The 18118-nt window shown below is 68.0% G+C and carries 18 protein-coding genes; 15 read left to right on the forward strand and 3 right to left on the reverse strand.

The genetic code is table 11. The annotated features are described in order from the left end of the window. Positions 1 to 55 precede the first annotated feature (55 nt). The 4 genes from AC1DGC_RS18190 (at position 56) to AC1DGC_RS18205 (ending at position 3043) form a co-directional block, all read left to right on the forward strand. On the forward strand, positions 56 to 952 hold the full coding sequence (locus tag AC1DGC_RS18190; protein WP_394164247.1) for a DMT family transporter: 897 nt from the start codon (positions 56 to 58) through the stop codon (positions 950 to 952). Between the two features lie 141 nt (positions 953 to 1093). Beyond that, positions 1094 to 2101 (forward strand): methionine ABC transporter ATP-binding protein, encoded by a 1008-nt coding sequence (locus tag AC1DGC_RS18195; protein WP_259209576.1) that lies wholly within the window; start codon positions 1094 to 1096, stop codon positions 2099 to 2101. Next, positions 2098 to 2787, forward strand: a complete 690-nt coding sequence (locus AC1DGC_RS18200; RefSeq protein WP_259209575.1) for a methionine ABC transporter permease — start codon at positions 2098 to 2100, stop codon at positions 2785 to 2787. Before AC1DGC_RS18195 ends, AC1DGC_RS18200 begins: the two co-directional genes overlap by 4 nt. A 31-nt stretch (positions 2788 to 2818) precedes the next feature. Then, positions 2819 to 3043, forward strand: a complete 225-nt coding sequence (locus AC1DGC_RS18205; RefSeq protein WP_394164248.1) for a HigA family addiction module antitoxin — start codon at positions 2819 to 2821, stop codon at positions 3041 to 3043. A 9-nt stretch (positions 3044 to 3052) separates the two neighbouring features. On the opposite strand, the gene AC1DGC_RS18210 is transcribed toward AC1DGC_RS18205, so the two are convergent. Next, positions 3053 to 3658, reverse strand: coding sequence for a lipocalin family protein (locus tag AC1DGC_RS18210; RefSeq protein ID WP_259209569.1), 606 nt, complete (start codon positions 3656 to 3658; stop codon positions 3053 to 3055). A 161-nt stretch (positions 3659 to 3819) separates the two neighbouring features. Between AC1DGC_RS18210 and AC1DGC_RS18215 the strand changes: the two genes are divergently transcribed. Continuing rightward, positions 3820 to 4179: a hypothetical protein gene (locus tag AC1DGC_RS18215; protein WP_478048521.1), complete on the forward strand. Its 360-nt coding sequence runs from the start codon at positions 3820 to 3822 to the stop codon at positions 4177 to 4179. A gap of 34 nt (positions 4180 to 4213) precedes the next feature. Continuing rightward, entirely contained in the window at positions 4214 to 6307 is a 2094-nt protein-coding gene (locus AC1DGC_RS18220) for a prolyl oligopeptidase family serine peptidase (RefSeq protein WP_259209566.1), read from the forward strand. Between the two features lie 676 nt (positions 6308 to 6983). Here AC1DGC_RS18220 and AC1DGC_RS18225 read toward each other — a convergent pair. Continuing rightward, positions 6984 to 8171 (reverse strand): pyridoxal phosphate-dependent aminotransferase, encoded by a 1188-nt coding sequence (locus tag AC1DGC_RS18225; protein WP_478048522.1) that lies wholly within the window; start codon positions 8169 to 8171, stop codon positions 6984 to 6986. Positions 8172 to 8283: 112 nt separating this feature from the next. On the opposite strand from AC1DGC_RS18225, the gene AC1DGC_RS18230 reads away from it, so the two are divergent. The 8 genes from AC1DGC_RS18230 to hslU all read left to right on the forward strand — a co-directional run bounded on the left by AC1DGC_RS18230 (position 8284) and on the right by hslU (position 15818). Further along, a complete protein-coding gene (locus tag AC1DGC_RS18230; RefSeq protein ID WP_478048523.1) occupies positions 8284 to 10404 on the forward strand; it encodes a S9 family peptidase in 2121 nt (706 codons plus the stop codon). Between the two features lie 60 nt (positions 10405 to 10464). Then, complete coding sequence (locus AC1DGC_RS18235; RefSeq protein WP_259210272.1) at positions 10465 to 10887, forward strand: YbaN family protein; 423 nt, start codon at positions 10465 to 10467, stop codon at positions 10885 to 10887. Positions 10888 to 10979: 92 nt separating this feature from the next. Next, positions 10980 to 11222 (forward strand): LPS translocon maturation chaperone LptM, encoded by a 243-nt coding sequence (gene lptM, locus AC1DGC_RS18240; protein ID WP_259210271.1) that lies wholly within the window; start codon positions 10980 to 10982, stop codon positions 11220 to 11222. After that, on the forward strand, positions 11215 to 12066 hold the full coding sequence (gene dapF, locus AC1DGC_RS18245) for a diaminopimelate epimerase (RefSeq protein WP_259210270.1): 852 nt from the start codon (positions 11215 to 11217) through the stop codon (positions 12064 to 12066). Before lptM ends, dapF begins: the two co-directional genes overlap by 8 nt. Beyond that, positions 12063 to 12740, forward strand: coding sequence for a DUF484 family protein (locus AC1DGC_RS18250; RefSeq protein ID WP_259210269.1), 678 nt, complete (start codon positions 12063 to 12065; stop codon positions 12738 to 12740). The genes dapF and AC1DGC_RS18250 overlap by 4 nt, the downstream gene beginning before the upstream one ends. A gap of 22 nt (positions 12741 to 12762) precedes the next feature. Then, positions 12763 to 13653, forward strand: a complete 891-nt coding sequence (gene xerC, locus AC1DGC_RS18255; protein ID WP_478048524.1) for a tyrosine recombinase XerC — start codon at positions 12763 to 12765, stop codon at positions 13651 to 13653. Positions 13654 to 13744: 91 nt separating this feature from the next. Beyond that, positions 13745 to 14296, forward strand: coding sequence for an ATP-dependent protease subunit HslV (gene hslV / locus AC1DGC_RS18260; RefSeq protein WP_017356659.1), 552 nt, complete (start codon positions 13745 to 13747; stop codon positions 14294 to 14296). 148 nt (positions 14297 to 14444) lie between these two features. Then, positions 14445 to 15818, forward strand: coding sequence for an ATP-dependent protease ATPase subunit HslU (gene hslU, locus AC1DGC_RS18265; protein ID WP_259210267.1), 1374 nt, complete (start codon positions 14445 to 14447; stop codon positions 15816 to 15818). Between the two features lie 200 nt (positions 15819 to 16018). On the opposite strand, the gene AC1DGC_RS18270 is transcribed toward hslU, so the two are convergent. Then, positions 16019 to 16687 (reverse strand): TetR family transcriptional regulator, encoded by a 669-nt coding sequence (locus tag AC1DGC_RS18270; RefSeq protein ID WP_259210265.1) that lies wholly within the window; start codon positions 16685 to 16687, stop codon positions 16019 to 16021. Positions 16688 to 16918: 231 nt separating this feature from the next. Here AC1DGC_RS18270 and smeD point away from each other — a divergent pair, with 231 nt between their 5' ends. Further along, positions 16919 to 18106, forward strand: a complete 1188-nt coding sequence (gene smeD, locus AC1DGC_RS18275; protein ID WP_449336186.1) for a multidrug efflux RND transporter periplasmic adaptor subunit SmeD — start codon at positions 16919 to 16921, stop codon at positions 18104 to 18106. Positions 18107 to 18118: the final 12 nt, after the last annotated feature.

The raw sequence follows: 18118 nt of genomic DNA on the forward strand, positions 1-18118 counted from the left end.
CCCACATTCTATCAAGCCACCGTGGACGCCCCGGCCATGCCGGTGATAATGGGCCATGAACATGCAGAAATCCCCCACCCGTGCCGTCGCCTGGATGCTGATGGCGGTCGCCTGCTTCTCGCTGATGGACGCCGGCATGAAGCAGCTCTCGGCCAGCTATCCCACCCTGCAGGTCACCTTCCTGCGCGGCGCGGCCTCGCTGCCGTTCGTGCTGGTCTGGGTGCTGGCCACCGCCGGCCCGCGCTCGCTGGTGCCCCGGCGCTGGGCCCTGCACCTGCTGCGCGGCGTGCTCGGCATGGCCATGATCGGCTGCTTCGTCTACGCCCTGCGCAGCCTGCCGCTGTCCACCGCCTACACCATCTACTTCGTCGCCCCGCTGCTGATCGCCGCGCTGTCGGTGCCGTTGCTGGGCGAGCACGTCGGCCCGCGCCGCTGGATCGCCATCGGCATCGGCCTGGTCGGGGTGCTGGTGGTGCTGCGCCCGGGCGTGGGCGGCTTCATCTCGGTGCCCGGGTTGATGGTGCTGCTGGCGGCGACCGCCTACGCGGTGGCCGCGATCACCGTCAGCATGCTCACCCGCACCGATACCCCGCAGTCGATGGTGGTGTGGTTCCTGGTGATCATGGCCGTGGGTGCCGGGCTGTTGGCCATCCCCGACTGGCAGCCGTTGCAGCTCGGCCACGCCGCGCTGATCGCCGGCATGGGCCTGGCCGGGGCCGGCGGGCAGGTTGCGCTGACCCGGGCCTTCCAGCTGGGCGAGGCCTCGCTGATCGCGCCGCTGGAATACACCGGGCTGGTCTGGGTGATCGGCTGGGACCTGCTGTTCTGGGGCGCGCTGCCGGACGGGGCGACCTGGCTGGGCGCGGCGATCATCGTCGCCTCCGGCCTGTACCTGCTGCACCGCGAGCGGGTCCGCCAGGTCCAGCCGCCCAGCCCGCTGGACCACCCGTGAGCCGTGCCGGGCCCACAGCGGGCCCGATCACGTCGGCTTAGAACCAAACGGAATATCATTGCGCGCTGCCGCACGGGCCAGGGCCGTCCCGCGCTGGTAGGCTGCACGCCCCCTCCCGTCGATGCCCCGGTTGACCGCGAAGTGATCGAGTTCCAGCGCCTGCACAAATCCTATGCCGTCGGCGGCCGCGCGATTGCCGCGCTGCAGCCGCTGGACCTGACCATCGAGGCCGGCGAAGTGTTCGGCATCATCGGCCATTCCGGTGCGGGCAAGTCGACCCTGATCCGCCTGATCAACCGGCTCGAAGAACCCACCGGTGGGCGGCTGCTGATCGGGGGCGAGGACGTCACCGCGCTGGATGCCGACGGCCTGCGCGTGCTGCGCCGGAAGATCGGCATGATCTTCCAGCACTTCAACCTGCTGTCCTCGCGCACGGTGGCCGCCAACGTCGCCTTCCCGCTGGAACTGGCCGGCACCCCGCGCGCGGAGATCGATGCGCGCGTGGACGAACTGCTGCGCACCGTCGGCCTGGAAGCGCACGCCACCAAGTACCCGGCGCAGCTGTCCGGCGGCCAGAAGCAGCGCGTGGGCATCGCCCGCGCCCTGGCCACCCGCCCGCAGATCCTGCTGTGCGACGAGGCCACCAGTGCGCTGGACCCGCAGACCACCGCCTCGGTGCTCAAGCTGCTGGGCAGGATCAACCGCGAACTCGGCCTGACCATCGTGCTGATCACCCATGAGATGGACGTGATCCGCCGCGTCTGCGACCGCGTTGCCGTGCTCGATGCCGGCCACCTGGTCGAGACCGGCCCGGTCACCCAGGTGTTCCTGCACCCGCAGCACCCCACCACCCGCCGCTTCGTCAGCGAATCGGAGCAGGTGGACGAAGGCGAGCTGCACAAGGATTTCGACGCCGTCGCCGGCCGCATCGTGCGCCTGACCTTCCTCGGTGCCGACACTTACGAACCGCTGCTGGGGCGCATCGCGCGCGAGACCGGCGTGGACTACAACATCCTGTCCGGCCGCATCGACCGGATCAAGGACACGCCTTATGGCCAGCTGACGGTATCGCTGGTCGGCGGTGACGTGGCGGCCGCACAGGCCGGCTTCGTTGCCGCCGGTGTCCACCTCGAGGAGCTGCGTCGATGATCCTGGCTACCGCCGGCGGGTTCTTCCGCCACCTGGACGCAGGCAAGTGGGCCGATATCGGCCAGGCCACCCTGGATACGCTGCTGATGCTCGGCGGCTCGCTGCCGCTGACGCTGCTGATCGGCCTGCCGCTGGGCGTGCTGCTGTTCCTCACCGGTTCGCCGCAGCTGCATCGCAAGCCGGTGCTGTATGGCGCGCTGGCGCTGCTGGTCAACCTGCTGCGCTCGGTGCCTTTCATCATCCTGATGATCGTGCTGATCCCGCTCACGCTGTGGATGATGGGCACCTCGCTCGGCGTCCGTGGCGCGATCGTGCCGCTGGTGATCGGCGCGGCGCCGTTCTATGCACGGCTGGTGGAAACCGCCCTGCGCGAAGTGGACCGTGGCGTGATCGAAGCCACCCAGGCGATGGGCGCCACCACCTGGCAGCTGGTCACCCGGGTGCTGCTGCCCGAAGCGCGCCCCGGCCTGATCGCCGGCGCCACCGTGACGGTGATCGCGCTGATCGGCTTCACCGCGATGGGTGGTGCGATCGGTTCCGGCGGCCTGGGCGATCTGGCCTTCCGCGATGGCTACCAGCGCTCGCACACCGACGTGGCCCTGGTCACCGTGGTGCTGCTGCTGGTGCTGGTGCAGGTGCTGCAGATGATCGGCGACCGCCTGGTCTCGCACTACAGCCGGAAATGACCGGTCGGTACCGACCGTTGGTCGGTACGCCATGCCCAGGGGCGACGTGGCATGGCCCCAGGATGTGCCGCCGACGCGATTGCACGCCATCGTGCATGAAACCCGTGGCATAACGGCGGATACCGCGGTGCGCCTGGCGCGTCATTTCGGCGGCGACGCCGCGTCGTGGCTGGCCCTCCAGGCCGAGTACGATCTGAAGACGCTGCCGACCCGTCAGGAAATCGAGCGCAGGGTGCAGCCGCGCGAGGCGGCCTGACCGCCGCCCTTACCGGACGTTCGGCACCTCATAGCCCAGCCGGTCCACCTGCTCGGGGTGCTGCGGCACGCGCTTGAGCTTGTCGGTATTGACCCCGTACTCGTCACGCAGGCGGGTAGCCAGTTCCTTGTACAGGTCCTTGTCCATGTCCGGCTTGCGCGCGAAGATCCAGGCCATTTCGCGGCCCGGGTAGCCAAGCATCGCCCACGAATAGTCCGGCGCCACTTCCAGCACGCGGGTGTGGGTGGGCACGATCTTGTAGAACCAGGTGCGCCAGTTGTGGTTGCCGCTGTCCTCGTCCACCGAGGCGCGCACGGTCAGCTGCTGCAGCGGTTCGGAGAAGCCGTTGCGGTAGCGGTAGGTGATGCTCACCTTCTGGTCGCCGCGCAGGCTGAACTCGTTGACGCTGGCCACGTGGCCGCGCTCCACCGGGTTGGGCACCCGGCCGATCACGTACCAGGTACCCATGAACCGCTGCAGGTCGATCGGGGCGCCGATGGCGTTGGCGGCCTCCGGCGCCGGGGTCGGCTTGGCCTCGTGGCGGAAGGCGCAGGCGGACAGCAGCGACAGCGTCGACAGCAACAGGAGAGCGCGAAGCGGGCGGTTCAGAGACATGCGGCAGAAGGCTCCAGTGGCTGGCACGGGCATGGTGGGTGGGACGGGGGAGAACGTCAATGGTGGCGTTCACGCTTGCCGTAGCCGCTGCGTCGGCAGGTCGCAGCCGGTGAGATGGTGGCACGGCAAGGTGACGCATCACTTTCGCACGGAGTCGTGTCATGTCCTTGTCGTCTTCGCGTCATTGCCCGCGTTCACAGCGCTCCGCGCGTGCCGGCACCTGCCCCGATCCGCAGGTGCTGCGGGCCGTACGCCAGGTGGCCCTGGCGGGCCTGGCGCTGGTGCTGGTGTGGCCGGCAGCCCGTGGCAGCAGCGAGTGGCTGGGCTGGATGCCCATGTGGCTGGTCGGCATGCCGTGGCTGGCCTGGTGGAGCCTGTACCGCTTCCGCCTGCCGCAGGCCCTGCTGCAACGCCGCAGCCGTCGCCGGCGTGGCCCGCAGGCCAGGCGCCGCACGGCGCGCATGGTCCCGCGCGCCGCGCGCCCTGACCTTCGACACGGGGGCGCGGGCCAGCCCGTGTGATAGCGTCCGGGGCCTATGACTGTCTGGAGCCCCAATGTCCCGAATCGCTTCCGCCTGCCTGTTGGCAGGCCTGCTGTCCGCCACCGTGGCAGGCACCGCCATGGCCGCTGACGCCCCCGCCGACCCTTACGCCTGGCTGGAAGACGTCACCGGCGACGCGTCGCTTGACTGGGTCAAGCAGCAGAACGCCAAGTCCGAGGGGCGCCTGGCCCAGACCCCGGCGTTCAAGCAGATGGAAGCCAGCATCCGCGAGGTGCTCGATTCGGACGCCAAGATCCCCGGCGTGCAGAAGATCGGCGACTACTACTACAACTTCTGGAAGGACAAGCAGCACGAGCGCGGCCTCTGGCGCCGCACCACGCTGGCCGAGTACCGCAAGGCGTCGCCGACGTGGGAAACCGTGCTCGACCTGGACGCGCTGAACAAGGCCGAAGGCGAGAACTGGGTATGGCATGGCGCCGAGTGCCTGCGCCCGGACTACTCGCGCTGCCTGATCGCGCTGTCGCGCGGCGGTGCCGATGCCGACGTCACCCGTGAGTTCGACCTGGCCAACAAGTCCTGGATCAAGGACGGCTTCTTCCGTCCGGAATCCAAGGGCGGGCTGAACTGGATCGATCGCGACACGGTGTTCGTCTATACCGATTTCGGCGACGGTACGATGACCAGCTCCGGCTATCCGCGGGTGGCCAAGCTGTGGAAGCGCGGTACTCCGATGGCCTCGGCGAGCGTGGTCTACGAGGGCAAGCCGGATGACATGTACATCGCGGCGATGCACGACGACACGCCCGGCTACGAGCGCAACCTGGTCAGCCGCACGCTGGCCTTCTACAACAACGAGGTCTACCTGCGCGGCGACGACGGCACGCTGACCAAGATCGATGCACCCAACTCGGCCGAGAAGGGCCTGCGCAAGCAGTGGCTGACCCTGGAGCTGCGCGAGCCGTGGACGGTGGGCGGCAAGACCTACACCGCCGGTTCGCTGCTGGTGACCAAGCTGGACGATTTCATCGCCGGCAAGCGTGATTTCGAGGTGCTGTTCGCGCCGACCGAGACCACCTCGCTGGCCGGCAGCAGCTGGACCCGGAACCACCTGGTGCTGAACGTGCTGGACGACGTCAAGAGCCGCCTGAGCGTGCTGACCCCGACCGACAGCGGCTGGAAGAAGAGCGCCTTCACCGGCGCGCCGGCCTTCGGCACCGTGGCCGTGGGTGCGGTGGATGCCGATGACAGCGACGCAGTGTGGATGACGGTCACCGACTACCTGACCCCGACCACGCTGGCACTGGCCGAGATCGGCAAGCAGCCGGAAGTGCTCAAGACCATGCCGGCGTTCTTCAATGCCGACGGCAAGGTGATCGAGCAGCACTTCGCCACCAGCAAGGACGGCACCCGCGTGCCGTACTTCGTGGTGCATGCCAAGGACATGAAGCTCGATGGCAGCAACCCGACCCTGCTGTACGGCTACGGTGGCTTCGAAATCTCGCTGACCCCGTCGTATTCCGGCGGCATGGGCCGGGCGTGGCTGGAGAAGGGCGGCGTGTACGTGGTGGCCAACATCCGTGGTGGTGGCGAATACGGTCCGCGCTGGCACCAGGCCGCGCTGAAGCAGAACCGGCACAAGGCGTATGAGGACATGGCGGCGGTCGCCCGCGACCTGGTGACCCGCAAGATCACCTCGGCCAAGCACCTGGGCGTGCAGGGTGGCAGCAACGGTGGCCTGCTCACCGGCAACATGCTCACCCAGTACCCGGAGCTGTTCGGGGCGGTGGTGGTGCAGGTGCCGCTGCTGGACATGAAGCGCTACAGCCACCTGCTGGCGGGCGCCTCGTGGATGGCCGAGTACGGCAATCCGGATACGGCCGACTGGTCCTACATCCAGACGTTCTCGCCGTACCACCTGTTCGATCCGGCCAAGACCTACCCGCCGGTGCTGTTCACCACCTCCACCCGCGACGACCGCGTGCATCCGGGCCATGCCCGCAAGATGGCGGCCAAGATGATCGCGGCGGGCAAGGACGTGACCTATTACGAGAACATCGAGGGCGGTCATGGCGGGGCGGCCAACAATGCGCAGGCCGCGCACATGTCGGCATTGGCCTATAGCTTCCTGTGGGAGCAGTTGCGGTAGAGTCGAGCGTTGCTCGACTGCTGGGATGGCCCATCGGCCCGGTAGCCGCAGGGAATAGCCGAAGGCATCTTCGGCCCGCCTCCGGGTGGTGGGGCGTCAGGTTGGCCTCACCCCAGTTTCAACGCCACGCAGCAATGCGTGGCGTTTTTTTTTGGGGTTTTTCTTTCGCCTGCGGCGGGCTTTCAAGTGCCGAAGGCAACTGCAGGATCAACGTCAACGTCCACCGCTGCTCGTGTGTGCTTTCGCTGGTTTGGGCGGGTACGGGCGGGTTGGCGGGACACGCCGTAAATACATCCCTGTAGGCTCGCATGCGCCATCCATGGCGCATGACGGTCCCGCCAACCCACCCGTACCCGCCCTTGACAGTGTGCGGGTGCTCAACCAAGAAGCAGGGAAGCAAAGAGCGGTGAAGCCGGCGATGCCTTCTGCTGGCGCTTTCGCGTTGTGCCATGGCCACCGACCCGTTGTCTGGGGGTGGGGGTGTGTGGATTCGCGGGACCGTCGTACGCCATGGATGGCGTACGCGAGCCTCCACGGATGGATTTACGGCGTGTCCCGCGAATCCACACATCCCCGCCCAGCTCGACCGTTCGCCGCCTTTGCGGCTTTTGCGCCGTTTCAGCTTTTGCAGCTTTTGCAGCTTTTCAGCTTCCAAAGCTTCTAAAACACTGCCGCATCACCGCACCCACGTCTCCAGCCCGCGCCGGATACGCGCCACCGCCTCTTCCAGCCGCGGCACCTCCTGCGTGTAGGCCAGCCGCACATGCTCGTTCGCGCGGTAGTGCCCGAAATCCAGGCCCGGGGTAAACGCCACGTGCTGGGTTTCCAGGAAGTGCGTGCAGAACGCCTGCGCGTCGTCGGTGAACGCGCTCACGTCGCAGTACAGGTAAAACGCCCCTTCCGGCTCCACCTCGATACGGAAACCCAGCGCGCGCAGCGCCGGCAGCAGGTAGTCGCGGCGCTCGCGGAAGGCCGCGCGGCGCTGCTCGAACACGGCGATCGTGTCCGGCTCGAAACAGGCCAGCGCCGCGTGCTGGGCGATGCTCGACGCACTGATGTACAGGTTCTGCGCCAGCTTCTCCAGCTCGGGCACCGCCTGCGGTGGCGCCACCAGCCAGCCCAGCCGCCAGCCGGTCATCCCGTAATACTTGGAAAAACTGTTGAGCACGAACGCCTCGTCGTCCACCTCCAGCACGCTGGCTGCGTCCATGCCATAGGTGAGTCCGTGGTAGATCTCGTCCACCACCAGGTGCCCGCCCCGCGACTTCAGTGCCTGCGACAGGCCGCCCAACTGCGCCGCCGACAACACCGTGCCGGTCGGGTTGGCCGGCGAGGCCACCAGCGCGCCGACGCTGTCGGCGTCCCAGTGCCGCGCCACCAGGTCCGGGGTCAGTTGGTAGGCCGTCGACGGGTCCACCGGCACCAGTTGCGCCGCGCCTTCCACCAGGCGCAGGAAGTGCCGGTTGCAGGGATACCCCGGGTCGGCCAGCAGCCAGTGCCTGCCCGGGTCCACCAGCAGGCTGCTCGCCAACAGCAACGCGCCCGAGCCGCCGGGGGTGACCAGGATCCGTTCCGGATCGATCTCACACTGGTAACGCGCGCGGTAGAACCCCGCGATCGCCTGGCGCAGCGCCGGCAGGCCGCGCGCCGCGGTGTAACGGGTGTGGCCGGCAGCCAGTGCGGCCTGGCCGGCACGCACGATCGGCGCGGCGGTGGTGAAGTCCGGCTCGCCGATCTCCAGGTGGATGACATCGTGGCCGGCCTGCTCCAGCGCCTGCGCGCGGGCCAGCAGCGACATCACGTGGAAGGGTTCGATTTCCTGACTGCGGCGGCTGTAGCCGCGCGGGGACGTGGGAGTGCTCATGCCGCCGATGATAGGCGCTGTGACCACCGGCAGGCTTGCCGCCGCCGCCAGGCCCGCCCAGACTGGGCTGAACACGGACGCCATTGCATTCCCCCGAAAGGAACCTTATCTCGTGAAGCCCGCCCTCTGTTTACTGGTTGCCAGCCTGATGACCTCCAACGTGCATGCCGCCCCCGCGCTGACCCCGCCCGACGCCGAGAAGCATCCGCACACGGTCAAGGCGCCGTTCGGTGCCACCCGCAGCGACGACTATTACTGGCTGCGCGACGACAAGCGCGAAGACCCGAAGATGCTGGCCTACCTGAACGCGGAGAACGCGTACACCGACCAGGTGATGGCGCCGCTCAAGCCGCTCGAGGACACCCTGTACAAGGAAATCGTCGCGCGCATCAAGCAGGACGACGCCAGCGTGCCCGCGCGCGATCGCGGCTACTGGTACTACACCCGTTTCGAGACCGGCAAGGACTACCCGATCCAGGCACGGCGCAAGGGCAGCATGGACGCCCCTGAAGAGATCCTGCTCGACGTCAACGTGATGGCGGAGGGCAAGAACTACTTCGATGTCGGCGATGCCGACGTCAGCCAGGACAACCACCTGCTGGCCTGGGCCGAAGACGATGTCGGCCGTCGCCAGTACGTGATCCGCTTCAAGGACCTGCGCACCGGCCAGGTACTGCCGGACCGCATCGAGAACGTCTCGCCGAACGTGGTCTGGGCCGACGACAACCGCACCCTGTTCTACGTCGAGAACGATCCGGACACCCTGCTCACCGTGCGCGTGAAAAAGCACGTGCTGGGGACGCCGGCCAGCAGCGACGTGCTGGTCTACGAAGAAAAGGACGACAGTTTCTACATGGGCGTCGGCCGCACCCGCGACGACAGATTCCTCACCATCGAACTGCACAGCACGGTCAGCTCGGAGACCCGCTACGCCCCGGCCGCCGACCCGCAGGCATTCACCGTGCTGGCCCCGCGTGCGCGCGATGTCGAGTACGACGCCGACCACTTCAACGGTCGCTGGGTGATCCGCACCAACGATGCCGGTGCGAAGAACTTCAAGCTCGTCATTGCCCCCACCGATGCCACCTCGCGCACGCAGTGGACCGACTGGGTCGCGCACGATGACGCGGTGCTGGTGGAGGGCGTCGAGCTGTTCGATGGCTTCAGCGCGATTGCCGAGCGCTCCAACGGCCTGGAGCGGATCCGCCTGCTGTATGCGGACGGTCGCCAGGAATACGTCAAGGCCGACGAGCCGGCCTACTCGATGGGCCTGGCCGCCAACCCGGAGCCGGACAGCCCGTGGCTGCGCTACGCCTACAACTCGATGACCACCCCCACCACCACCTTCGAGCTGAACACCGTCACCGGTGAGCGTCGCCAGCTCAAGCAGCAGCCGGTGCTGGGCTACGACCCCTCGCAGTACACCACCGAGCGCGTCTGGGTGACCGCGCGCGACGGGGTCAAGGTGCCGGTCTCGCTGGTCTACCGCAACGGCTTCAAGAAGGACGGCAGCGCCGCGCTGTACCAGTACGCCTATGGCAGCTACGGCATGTCCATGGATCCCGGTTTCAGCCAGACCGTGGTCAGCCTGCTCGACCGCGGCGTGGTCTATGCCATCGCGCATATCCGCGGCGGCGAGGAAATGGGGCGCGCCTGGTACGAGGACGGCAAGCTGCTCAAGAAGCAGAACACCTTCAACGACTTCGTCGACGTCACCCGCGAACTGGTCCGCCTCGGCTATGCATCCAAGAACCGGGTGGCCGCCTCCGGTGGCAGTGCCGGCGGCCTGCTGATGGGCGCGGTGGCCAACCAGGCGGCGCAGGATTACCGGGTGATGGTCGCGCAGGTGCCGTTCGTCGACGTGGTCACCACCATGCTCGATGCGAGCATCCCGCTGACCACCAACGAGTACGACGAGTGGGGCAATCCCGAGCAGCGCGAGTATTACGACTACATGCTCGGCTACTCGCCCTACGACAACGTGAAGAAGCAGGCCTACCCGGCGCTGTTCGTCGGCACCGGCCTGTGGGATTCGCAGGTGCAGTACTGGGAGCCGGCCAAGTGGGTGGCCAAGCTGCGCGATGACAACACCGGCACGCATCCGATCGTGTTCCGCACCAACATGGAGGCCGGCCACGGCGGCAAGTCCGGCCGCTTCCAGCGCTATCACGAGCTGGCCGAAGCGTATGCGTTCGTGCTCGACCAGCTCGGGGTGACGCCTGCGGCGAAATGACCCATGGCGGGCAGGGCGGCGACCATCGCGGTGGCCGCCCTGGCTCGCTATGCTGCGCGCATGACTCTTCCCGAGCGCCCCGACGTTCCTGATGCCCCGGCCCCGCGGCCGCCGGTGCGGTTCCGATGGGCGTGGTGGCTGCTGGCCTATGCCAGCCTGGGCACCGGCATCGTCGGCATCTTCGTGCCGGGCCTGCCCACCACCGTCTTCATCCTGATCTCTGCCTGGGCCGCCTCGCGCGGCTCGGAGCGCCTGCACACCTGGCTGCTGCAGCACCCGCGCTTCGGCCCGGCCATCGTCAACTGGCAGGCCCACGGTGCGGTCAGCCGCTACGCCAAATGGATGGCCACCCTGACCATGACCGCGTGCGCCGGCATCATGCTGTGGTGCGTGCCGATCGCCTGGGTGAAGTGGCTGTCCATCGGCAGCATGACCGTGGTGGCGATCTGGCTGTGGAGCCGGCCGCTGCCGCCGGCCTCATGACGCGTGGCACCGCCAGGCCCCGCATGGGGTGGCTTTACCCCATTCACTGAATCGATACCCTCGGCCAAAGAGGGCACGGCTATACTCGGGGCATGAGCATCCCCCATCGCAACCGAATCCTGATTCCGTTGGCAGCGGCCTCGCTGCTTCTCCTTGCCGCCTGCGGCAACAAGGGCCCGCTGGTACTGCCGCAGAAGCCGGTGCCGGTCGAGGAAGTCGCCGAACCGGCCACCGACGCCACCCCGCCGCCGGCCGCCGTGGATGACACCGACACCCCGCCGGTGGTGCCCGATCCGGTCGATGCGCCGCTGAAGTCCGAAGACGGTAATGACTAAGGCCGCGTCCACCGCGCTGCGCTTCAGCAAGATGCATGGTGCCGGCAATGACTTCGTGGTGCTGGACCTGCGTGACGGTACGCCCGAACCCAGCCCGGCCCTGGCCACGCACCTGGCCGACCGCCATACCGGCGTGGGGTGCGACCAGATCCTGACCATCGAGCCGCCGCGTGCCGAGGGCTCGGTCGCGTCCTACCGGATCTGGAACGCCGACGGCTCGCAGTCCGAGCAGTGCGGCAACGGCGCGCGCTGCGTGGCGGCCTGGCTGGTCCGCGATGGCGCGGCCAGCGGCGACCGCTTCGCCATCGACAGCCCGCTGGCCACCCACACCATCGAGCGCCTCGGCAGCGACCAGTACGCGGTGGCCATGGGCGTGCCGCGCTTCGAACCGGCGCAGGTGCCGCTGCTCGGCTTCGCCCGCGCCCGCGATGAATACCTGCTGCCCCTGCAGGGCGACACCGTGCGTTTCGGGGCGGTATCGATGGGCAATCCGCATGCGGTGATCGAGGTCGGCCTGGTCGACGCGGCACCGGTGGAGCGGTTGGGCGCGTTGCTGCAGCAGCACGCCACGTTCCCGCAGTCGGTCAATGTCGGCTTCGTGCAGGTGATCGACCCGCGGCATGCGCGCCTGCGCGTGTACGAGCGCGGCGTCGGTGAAACCCTGGCCTGTGGCAGCGGTGCCTGCGCCGCGGCGGTGGTGATGATGCAGCGCGGCCGGCTCGAGCGCGATGCCACGCTGTCGCTGCCGGGCGGCGACCTGCGCCTGCGCTGGCCGGCCGACGACGCCCAGGTGGTGATGTCCGGCCCGGCAGCGTTCGTCTTTGAAGGGGAGTGGAACCCATGAGCGAGACCGTCGAAAAGATCGCTGCGCATGACGTCGCCGCCTGGCTGCGTCGGCACCCGGCCTTCCTCAAGCAGTTCCCCGACCTGACCCTCACCCTGGTCGTGCCGCGCGACGACGGCCCGACCGCCTCGCTGGCCAGCTACCAGCTCGAGGTGCTGCGCGACAAGAACCGCGAGCTGTCGCGGCGGTTGGCCGAGCTGGCCGCCAACGCGCAGGTCAACGAACGCCTGGCAGTGCGCACCCACCAGCTGACCCTGGCGTTGATGAAGCAGACCTCGGCCGCCGATACCCTGCGTGCCATGGCCGCCTCGCTGGAAGAAGACTTTGCCGGTGACCTGGTGCGGCTGGTGCTGCTGCACCCGGTGGCCGGACTGGAGCAGGCACCGTGGCTGCAGGTGATCGCCGCGGACAGTCCGGCCCTGGCCGCGTTCCGCGATTGCCTCCAGGATGGCGAACCGATCTGTGGCCGCCTGCAGCCAGAAAAGAACGCCGTGCTCTATGGCGAGCGCGTCGGCGAGGTGCAATCCAGTGCCTTGCTGCCGTTGCCGGGCGTGGGCCTGATCGCGGTGGGCAGCCACGATGCCAACCGATTCTATCCGGGCATGGGCACGCTGTTCCTGCGCATGATGGGCGAGTCGCTGGGCGTGGCGCTGACGCGCTTCGCGCAGGGCTGAGCCCGGTCGCGACCCCGCTGCCATGAGCGCCGCCGCCGAGTTCCTCTCGCACCTGCAGGTGGAGCGGCGCATGTCGGCGCATACGCTGGACGCGTACCGGCGTGACCTCGACGCGCTCACGCACTGGTCGCAGGGGCAGGGCGCGGTGATCGAGACCCTGCACGGCGAGCAGCTGCGCCAGTTCATCGCGGCCGAGCACCGTCGCGGGCTGTCGCCGACGTCACTGCAGCGGCGGCTGTCGGCCTACCGCAGTTTCTACGCCTGGCTGCTCAAGCACCAGCGCATCGACGCCAGCCCCGCGGCGGGCCTGAAGGCTCCCAAGGCACCGCGCAAGTTGCCGCAGGTGCTCGATGCCGACGAGGCGGTGCAACTGGTGGAACTGCCCACCGATGGCCCGCTGGGCCTGCGCGACCGCGCGCTGCTGGAGCTGTTCTATTCCTCCGGGCTACGCCTGAGCGAACTGTGCGCGCTGATCTGGCGCGACCTGGATTTCGCCACCGGTCTGGTCAACGTGATGGGCAAGGGCAACCGCCAGCGCCGCGTACCGTTCGGCTCGCACGCGCGCACCGCGCTGGAAGGCTGGCGCGGCGAAAGCGGCGGGGGCGAAGGCCAGCCGGTATTCCCCGGGCGCAAGGGTGGCCCGATCACCCAGCGCGCCATCCAGATCCGCATCCGCCAGCTGGCCCAGCGCCAGGGCCTGTTCAAGCACGTCCATCCGCACATGCTGCGGCACAGCTTCGCCAGCCACATCCTGGAATCGTCCGGTGACCTGCGTGGCGTGCAGGAGCTGCTTGGCCACGCCGACATCGCCACCACGCAGATCTACACCCACCTGGATTTCCAGCACCTGGCCAAGGTCTACGACGCCGCGCACCCGCGTGCCAAGCGGCGCAAGAACGGCAACGAAAGCTGAATCGATCCGCTGCGTCACCCGGGCGCAGGGCAGGGTGGGTTGAAGCCCCCGGCAACGACCCCACCTCAGTCTCTGTCACCCCGGAGGCTCCATGGACCCCAGTCAGAATCCCAATGTGTTTCACGCCACCACCATCATCTCGGTGCGCCGCAACGGTCATGTCGCGGTTGCCGGCGATGGCCAGGTCACCCTCGGCCACACGGTGATGAAGGGCAACGCCCGCAAGGTGCGCCGGCTGGGTCGTGAGGGCCAGGTGCTGGCCGGTTTCGCTGGCGCGGCCGCCGATGCCTTCACCCTGTTCGAGCTGTTCGAAGCCAAGCTGGAAAAGCATGGCCAGCTGCAGCGCGCCGCGGTGGAACTGGCCAAGGACTGGCGCACCGAGCGCCGCCTGGGCAAGCTCGAGGCGCTGCTCGCGGTGGCCGACAAGGACACCTCGCTGATCATCAGCGGCACCGGCGATGTGATTGAGCCGGAAGACGGCATCATCGCCATCGGCTCCGGTGGCTCCTACGCGCTGTCGGCCGCGCGCGCGCTGCTGGCGCACACCGAACTGGACGCCCGCACCATCGCCACCGAGTCGATCAACATCGCCGGCGACATCTGCATCTACACCAACCGCAACGTGGTGGTCGAGGAGCTTTGACCCGCAGGGTCAACGCTCGCTAGAGCCCCGCCATGCGTGGCTGCGGTTTCCGGTCAGCCACGCATGGCGTGGCGCTGCATCAGCGTTACGTCGCTGCCAGGCAGGCCGGTGATACGTCATTCCACCCCATATCCTCGTGAGCACATCCATGCCGCACAAGATCGAAGTTTCTTCCGCCACCATGACCCCGCGCGAGATCGTGCAGGAGCTGGACCGGCATATCGTCGGCCAGCACGATGCCAAGCGTGCGGTCGCCATCGCGCTGCGCAACCGCTGGCGCCGCATGCAGTTGCCGGCCGAACTGCGCAACGAGGTGATGCCCAAGAACATCCTCATGATCGGCCCGACCGGCGTGGGCAAGACCGAGATCGCGCGCCGCCTGGCCACGCTGGCCAACGCGCCGTTCGTGAAGGTCGAAGCCACCCGCTTCACCGAAGTCGGCTATGTCGGCAAGGACGTGGAACAGATCATCCGTGACCTGGCCGACACCGCGGTCAAGCTGTATCGCGAGCAGGCCAAGGTGCGCGTGCGCACCCAGGCCGAGGAGCGCGCCGAAGACCGCATCCTGGATGCGCTGCTGCCGCGCCGCAGCGTGGGCATCGGCTTCGATGCCGAGGCGGCGCGCAACGAGCCATCGGCGCAGGACAACGAGACCCGGATCAAGTTCCGCCGCATGCTGCGCAACGGTGAGCTTGACGAGCGCGAGATCGAGCTGGAAGTCACCGCCAACGTCAGCATGGACATCATGACCCCGCCGGGCATGGAGGAAATGGGCCAGCAGCTGCGCCAGATGTTCTCCAGCATGGGCGGCGGCAAGGCGCAGAAGCGCACGCTGAGCATCAAGGCGGCGCGTCCGCTGCTGATCGAGGAAGAGGCCGGCAAGCTGGTCAATGAAGACGACATCCGCAGCGCGGCGATCGAGGCCTGCGAGCAGCATGGCATCGTGTTCATCGACGAGATCGACAAGGTGGCCAAGCGCGGCGACAACGTGGGCGGCGGCGATGTCTCGCGCGAAGGCGTGCAGCGCGACCTGCTGCCGCTGGTGGAAGGCTCCAACGTGTCCACCAAGTACGGCACGATCAAGACCGACCACATCCTGTTCATTGCCTCCGGCGCGTTCCACCTGGCCAAGCCCAGCGACCTGATCCCGGAGCTGCAGGGCCGCTTCCCGATCCGGGTGGAGCTGGGCGCGTTGAGCAAGCAGGATTTCGTGCGCATCCTCACCGAACCGAAGGCGGCGCTGACCAAGCAGTACGAAGCGTTGCTGCAGACCGAAGGCGTGGCGATGACGTTCACCGACGATGCGGTGGACCGCCTCGCGGAGATCGCCTTCCAGGTCAACGAGCGCCAGGAAAACATCGGCGCCCGCCGCCTGCACACGGTGCTGGAGCGCCTGCTGGACACGCTCAGCTACGAGGCCCCGGACCGCGATGGCGAGACCATCAGCATCGACAAGGCTTACGTGGATGCGCACCTGGGCGAGCTGGTGCAGGACCCGGACCTGAGCCGCTACATCCTGTAACGCATCACACCGGTCGGGTGGTAGGAAAGCGGCGGCGCGAAAGCGTCGCCGCTTTTTTTTTGGCTCTTCTCCCGTCGGAGGGAAGCGTCTTTTGCCAAGGGCCGTCGCAGGGTAAGCACGACGCCTTTCCTGCCGCACCTGCCCAGCCTGGCCAGCGACGCCAATGAGCGCCTTTGGCGTTCGAGTCTTGGCGTCAGGCCTTACGCCTCGTCCTCAGTCGGCAACGCCGTCGGCGCCGCGCCCGGGGTGAACACACCCGGCTTCACGAACGCGCTCAGGATGGCATCCAGCGTCTGCAGGCCATCGCGCTTGATCTCGAACAGTTCCGGCTCCAGCATCGCGCTGTACAGCACGCCGGTCAGGCTCGTGCTCACGATGCGCGCCACCGTGTCCACGTCCACCCCCTCGCGCAACTGGCCCAACTCGCGCGCGCGCTCGAACGCGGCGGCGAAAATGGCCAGCTCCTCGCGCGATGCTTCCAGTTGCAGCGCCTGCATCGCCTGGCTCTCCACCGACAGATCGTTGCGCAGCATGATCTCCATCATGTTGCGCAGCCGCTCGTCGTCGGCCAGCTCCTGGAAGGACACCAGCAGCGCCGAGCGCAGGTCCAGCACCGGCGTGTTGCGCTTGGACGAGGTCGTCCGCCGCAGGCGCTCGATGAACGGAATGCGCTCGCGGTCGATCATCGCGGTCAGCACTTCGGTCTTGTTCTTGAAGTGCCAGTACACCGCGCCGCGCGTGTAACCCGCGCGCGCACCGATCATCGCCAGGCTGGTCCCGGCCACGCCGTATTCATGGAAACAGGCCTGCGCTGCATCAAGGATGCCCGCGCGGGTGGCCTGCGCCTCTTCTTTGGTTTTTCTGGCCATTGCGCTGTGCAGTTGCTGGATGAAACCGACCTGAATTGTACCGCTTTACAAACAAACATGCATGTATGTATATTTCTGTCCCACTGAACCTCGGCGAGGTGCGCGCGTAGCCGCGGCAGCGCCGGAGTCGTCAGATTTGCTGTATTTGCCGACCTGTTGGCTGTCATTCGTCGCTTTTCAAGGCGGGGTAGTGCTGCAGGCGACCCTTTTCGTTTCCTGTGAGCCCCCACCATGTCCCGATCCCCGTACCGTCTTCTCGCGCTGTCCCTCGCGATCGCCTTGACCGTGTCCGCCTGTGGCGGCGGTGAGCAGGAGGGGCCGCAGGGCGGCCCGGGCCAGGTCACCGTTGCCACCCTCAAGAGCGAACAGGTCAGCCTCACCCGCGAACTGCCCGGTCGCACCAACGCCTTCCTGGTGGCCGAAGTGCGCCCCCAGGTCAGCGGCATCGTCGCCAAGCGTCTGTTCACCGAGGGCGGCCTGGTCACTGCCGGCCAGCCCCTGTACCAGGTGGACGACGCCAGCTACCGCGCCCAGGCCAACAGCGCCCGCGCCCAGCTCGCCCGCGCCGAGGCCACTGCCAACGCGGCGCGCCTGAGCGCCAAGCGCATCACCGAACTGGCCAGGGTCGATGCGGTCAGCAAGCAGGACCTGGAAAACGCCGTGGCCGCGCAGAAGCAGGCCGAGGCCGATGTCGGTGCCGCCAGGGCCGCGCTGGACGCCGCCAACGTCACCCTCGGCTACGCGCGCATCACCGCCCCGATCAGCGGCCGCATCGGCAAGTCCTCGGTCACCCAGGGCGCGCTGGTCAGCGCCGGCCAGGCCGACGCGCTCGCCACCGTGCAGCAGCTCGACCCGATCTACGTCGACCTGACCCAGTCGGCCAGCGAACTGCTGCAGATGCGCCGCGAACTGGCCAGCGGCCGCCTGCAGGACAACCAGACCCTGCCGGTCACCATCCTGCTCGACGACGGGACCGAGTTCGCCCACAAGGGCACCCTGGAGTTCTCCGAAGTCAGCGTCGATCCCACCACCGGCAGCTACGCGCTGCGGGTCAAGGTGGACAACCCCGACCAGGTGCTGATGCCCGGCATGTACGTGCGTGCGCAGGTCGGCAGCGGCGTGCGCGAGAACGGCCTGCTGGTGCCCATGCAGGGCATCGCCCGCGATCCCAAGGGCGACACCACCGCGATGGTGGTCGGCAAGGACAACAAGGTCGACGTGCGCCCGGTCAAGGTCAGCCGCGCGGTGGGCAGCGCGTGGTTGGTCGAGGACGGCCTGAAGGCCGGTGACAAGGTCATCGTCGAAGGCCTGCAGAAGATCCAGCCGGGCATGCCCGTGCAGGCCACCGAGCGGGGGGCCGCGCCGGCCACGCCGGCCGCGCCCGCCGCTGCAGCCCCGGCCTCGGCCGACAAGCAGTAAGCGGAGAATCCC

The organism is Stenotrophomonas sp. 05N37 (genome assembly GCF_056397365.1).

Bases quoted from the DNA above. Each gene is read 5' to 3' on its own strand.
- AC1DGC_RS18190 (WP_394164247.1), top strand. From the start codon at position 56: ATGAACATGCAGAAATCCCCCACCCGTGCCGTCGCCTGGATGCTGATG.
- AC1DGC_RS18200 (WP_259209575.1), top strand. From the start codon at position 2,098: ATGATCCTGGCTACCGCCGGCGGGTTCTTCCGCCACCTGGACGCAGGC.
- AC1DGC_RS18205 (WP_394164248.1), top strand. From the start codon at position 2,819: ATGCCCAGGGGCGACGTGGCATGGCCCCAGGATGTGCCGCCGACGCGA.
- AC1DGC_RS18210 (WP_259209569.1), bottom strand. From the start codon at position 3,658: ATGTCTCTGAACCGCCCGCTTCGCGCTCTCCTGTTGCTGTCGACGCTG.
- AC1DGC_RS18215 (WP_478048521.1), top strand. From the start codon at position 3,820: ATGTCCTTGTCGTCTTCGCGTCATTGCCCGCGTTCACAGCGCTCCGCG.
- AC1DGC_RS18220 (WP_259209566.1), top strand. From the start codon at position 4,214: ATGTCCCGAATCGCTTCCGCCTGCCTGTTGGCAGGCCTGCTGTCCGCC.
- AC1DGC_RS18225 (WP_478048522.1), bottom strand. From the start codon at position 8,171: ATGAGCACTCCCACGTCCCCGCGCGGCTACAGCCGCCGCAGTCAGGAA.
- AC1DGC_RS18235 (WP_259210272.1), top strand. From the start codon at position 10,465: ATGACTCTTCCCGAGCGCCCCGACGTTCCTGATGCCCCGGCCCCGCGG.
- lptM (WP_259210271.1), top strand. From the start codon at position 10,980: ATGAGCATCCCCCATCGCAACCGAATCCTGATTCCGTTGGCAGCGGCC.
- dapF (WP_259210270.1), top strand. From the start codon at position 11,215: ATGACTAAGGCCGCGTCCACCGCGCTGCGCTTCAGCAAGATGCATGGT.
- AC1DGC_RS18250 (WP_259210269.1), top strand. From the start codon at position 12,063: ATGAGCGAGACCGTCGAAAAGATCGCTGCGCATGACGTCGCCGCCTGG.
- xerC (WP_478048524.1), top strand. From the start codon at position 12,763: ATGAGCGCCGCCGCCGAGTTCCTCTCGCACCTGCAGGTGGAGCGGCGC.
- hslV (WP_017356659.1), top strand. From the start codon at position 13,745: ATGGACCCCAGTCAGAATCCCAATGTGTTTCACGCCACCACCATCATC.
- hslU (WP_259210267.1), top strand. From the start codon at position 14,445: ATGCCGCACAAGATCGAAGTTTCTTCCGCCACCATGACCCCGCGCGAG.
- AC1DGC_RS18270 (WP_259210265.1), bottom strand. From the start codon at position 16,687: ATGGCCAGAAAAACCAAAGAAGAGGCGCAGGCCACCCGCGCGGGCATC.
- smeD (WP_449336186.1), top strand. From the start codon at position 16,919: ATGTCCCGATCCCCGTACCGTCTTCTCGCGCTGTCCCTCGCGATCGCC.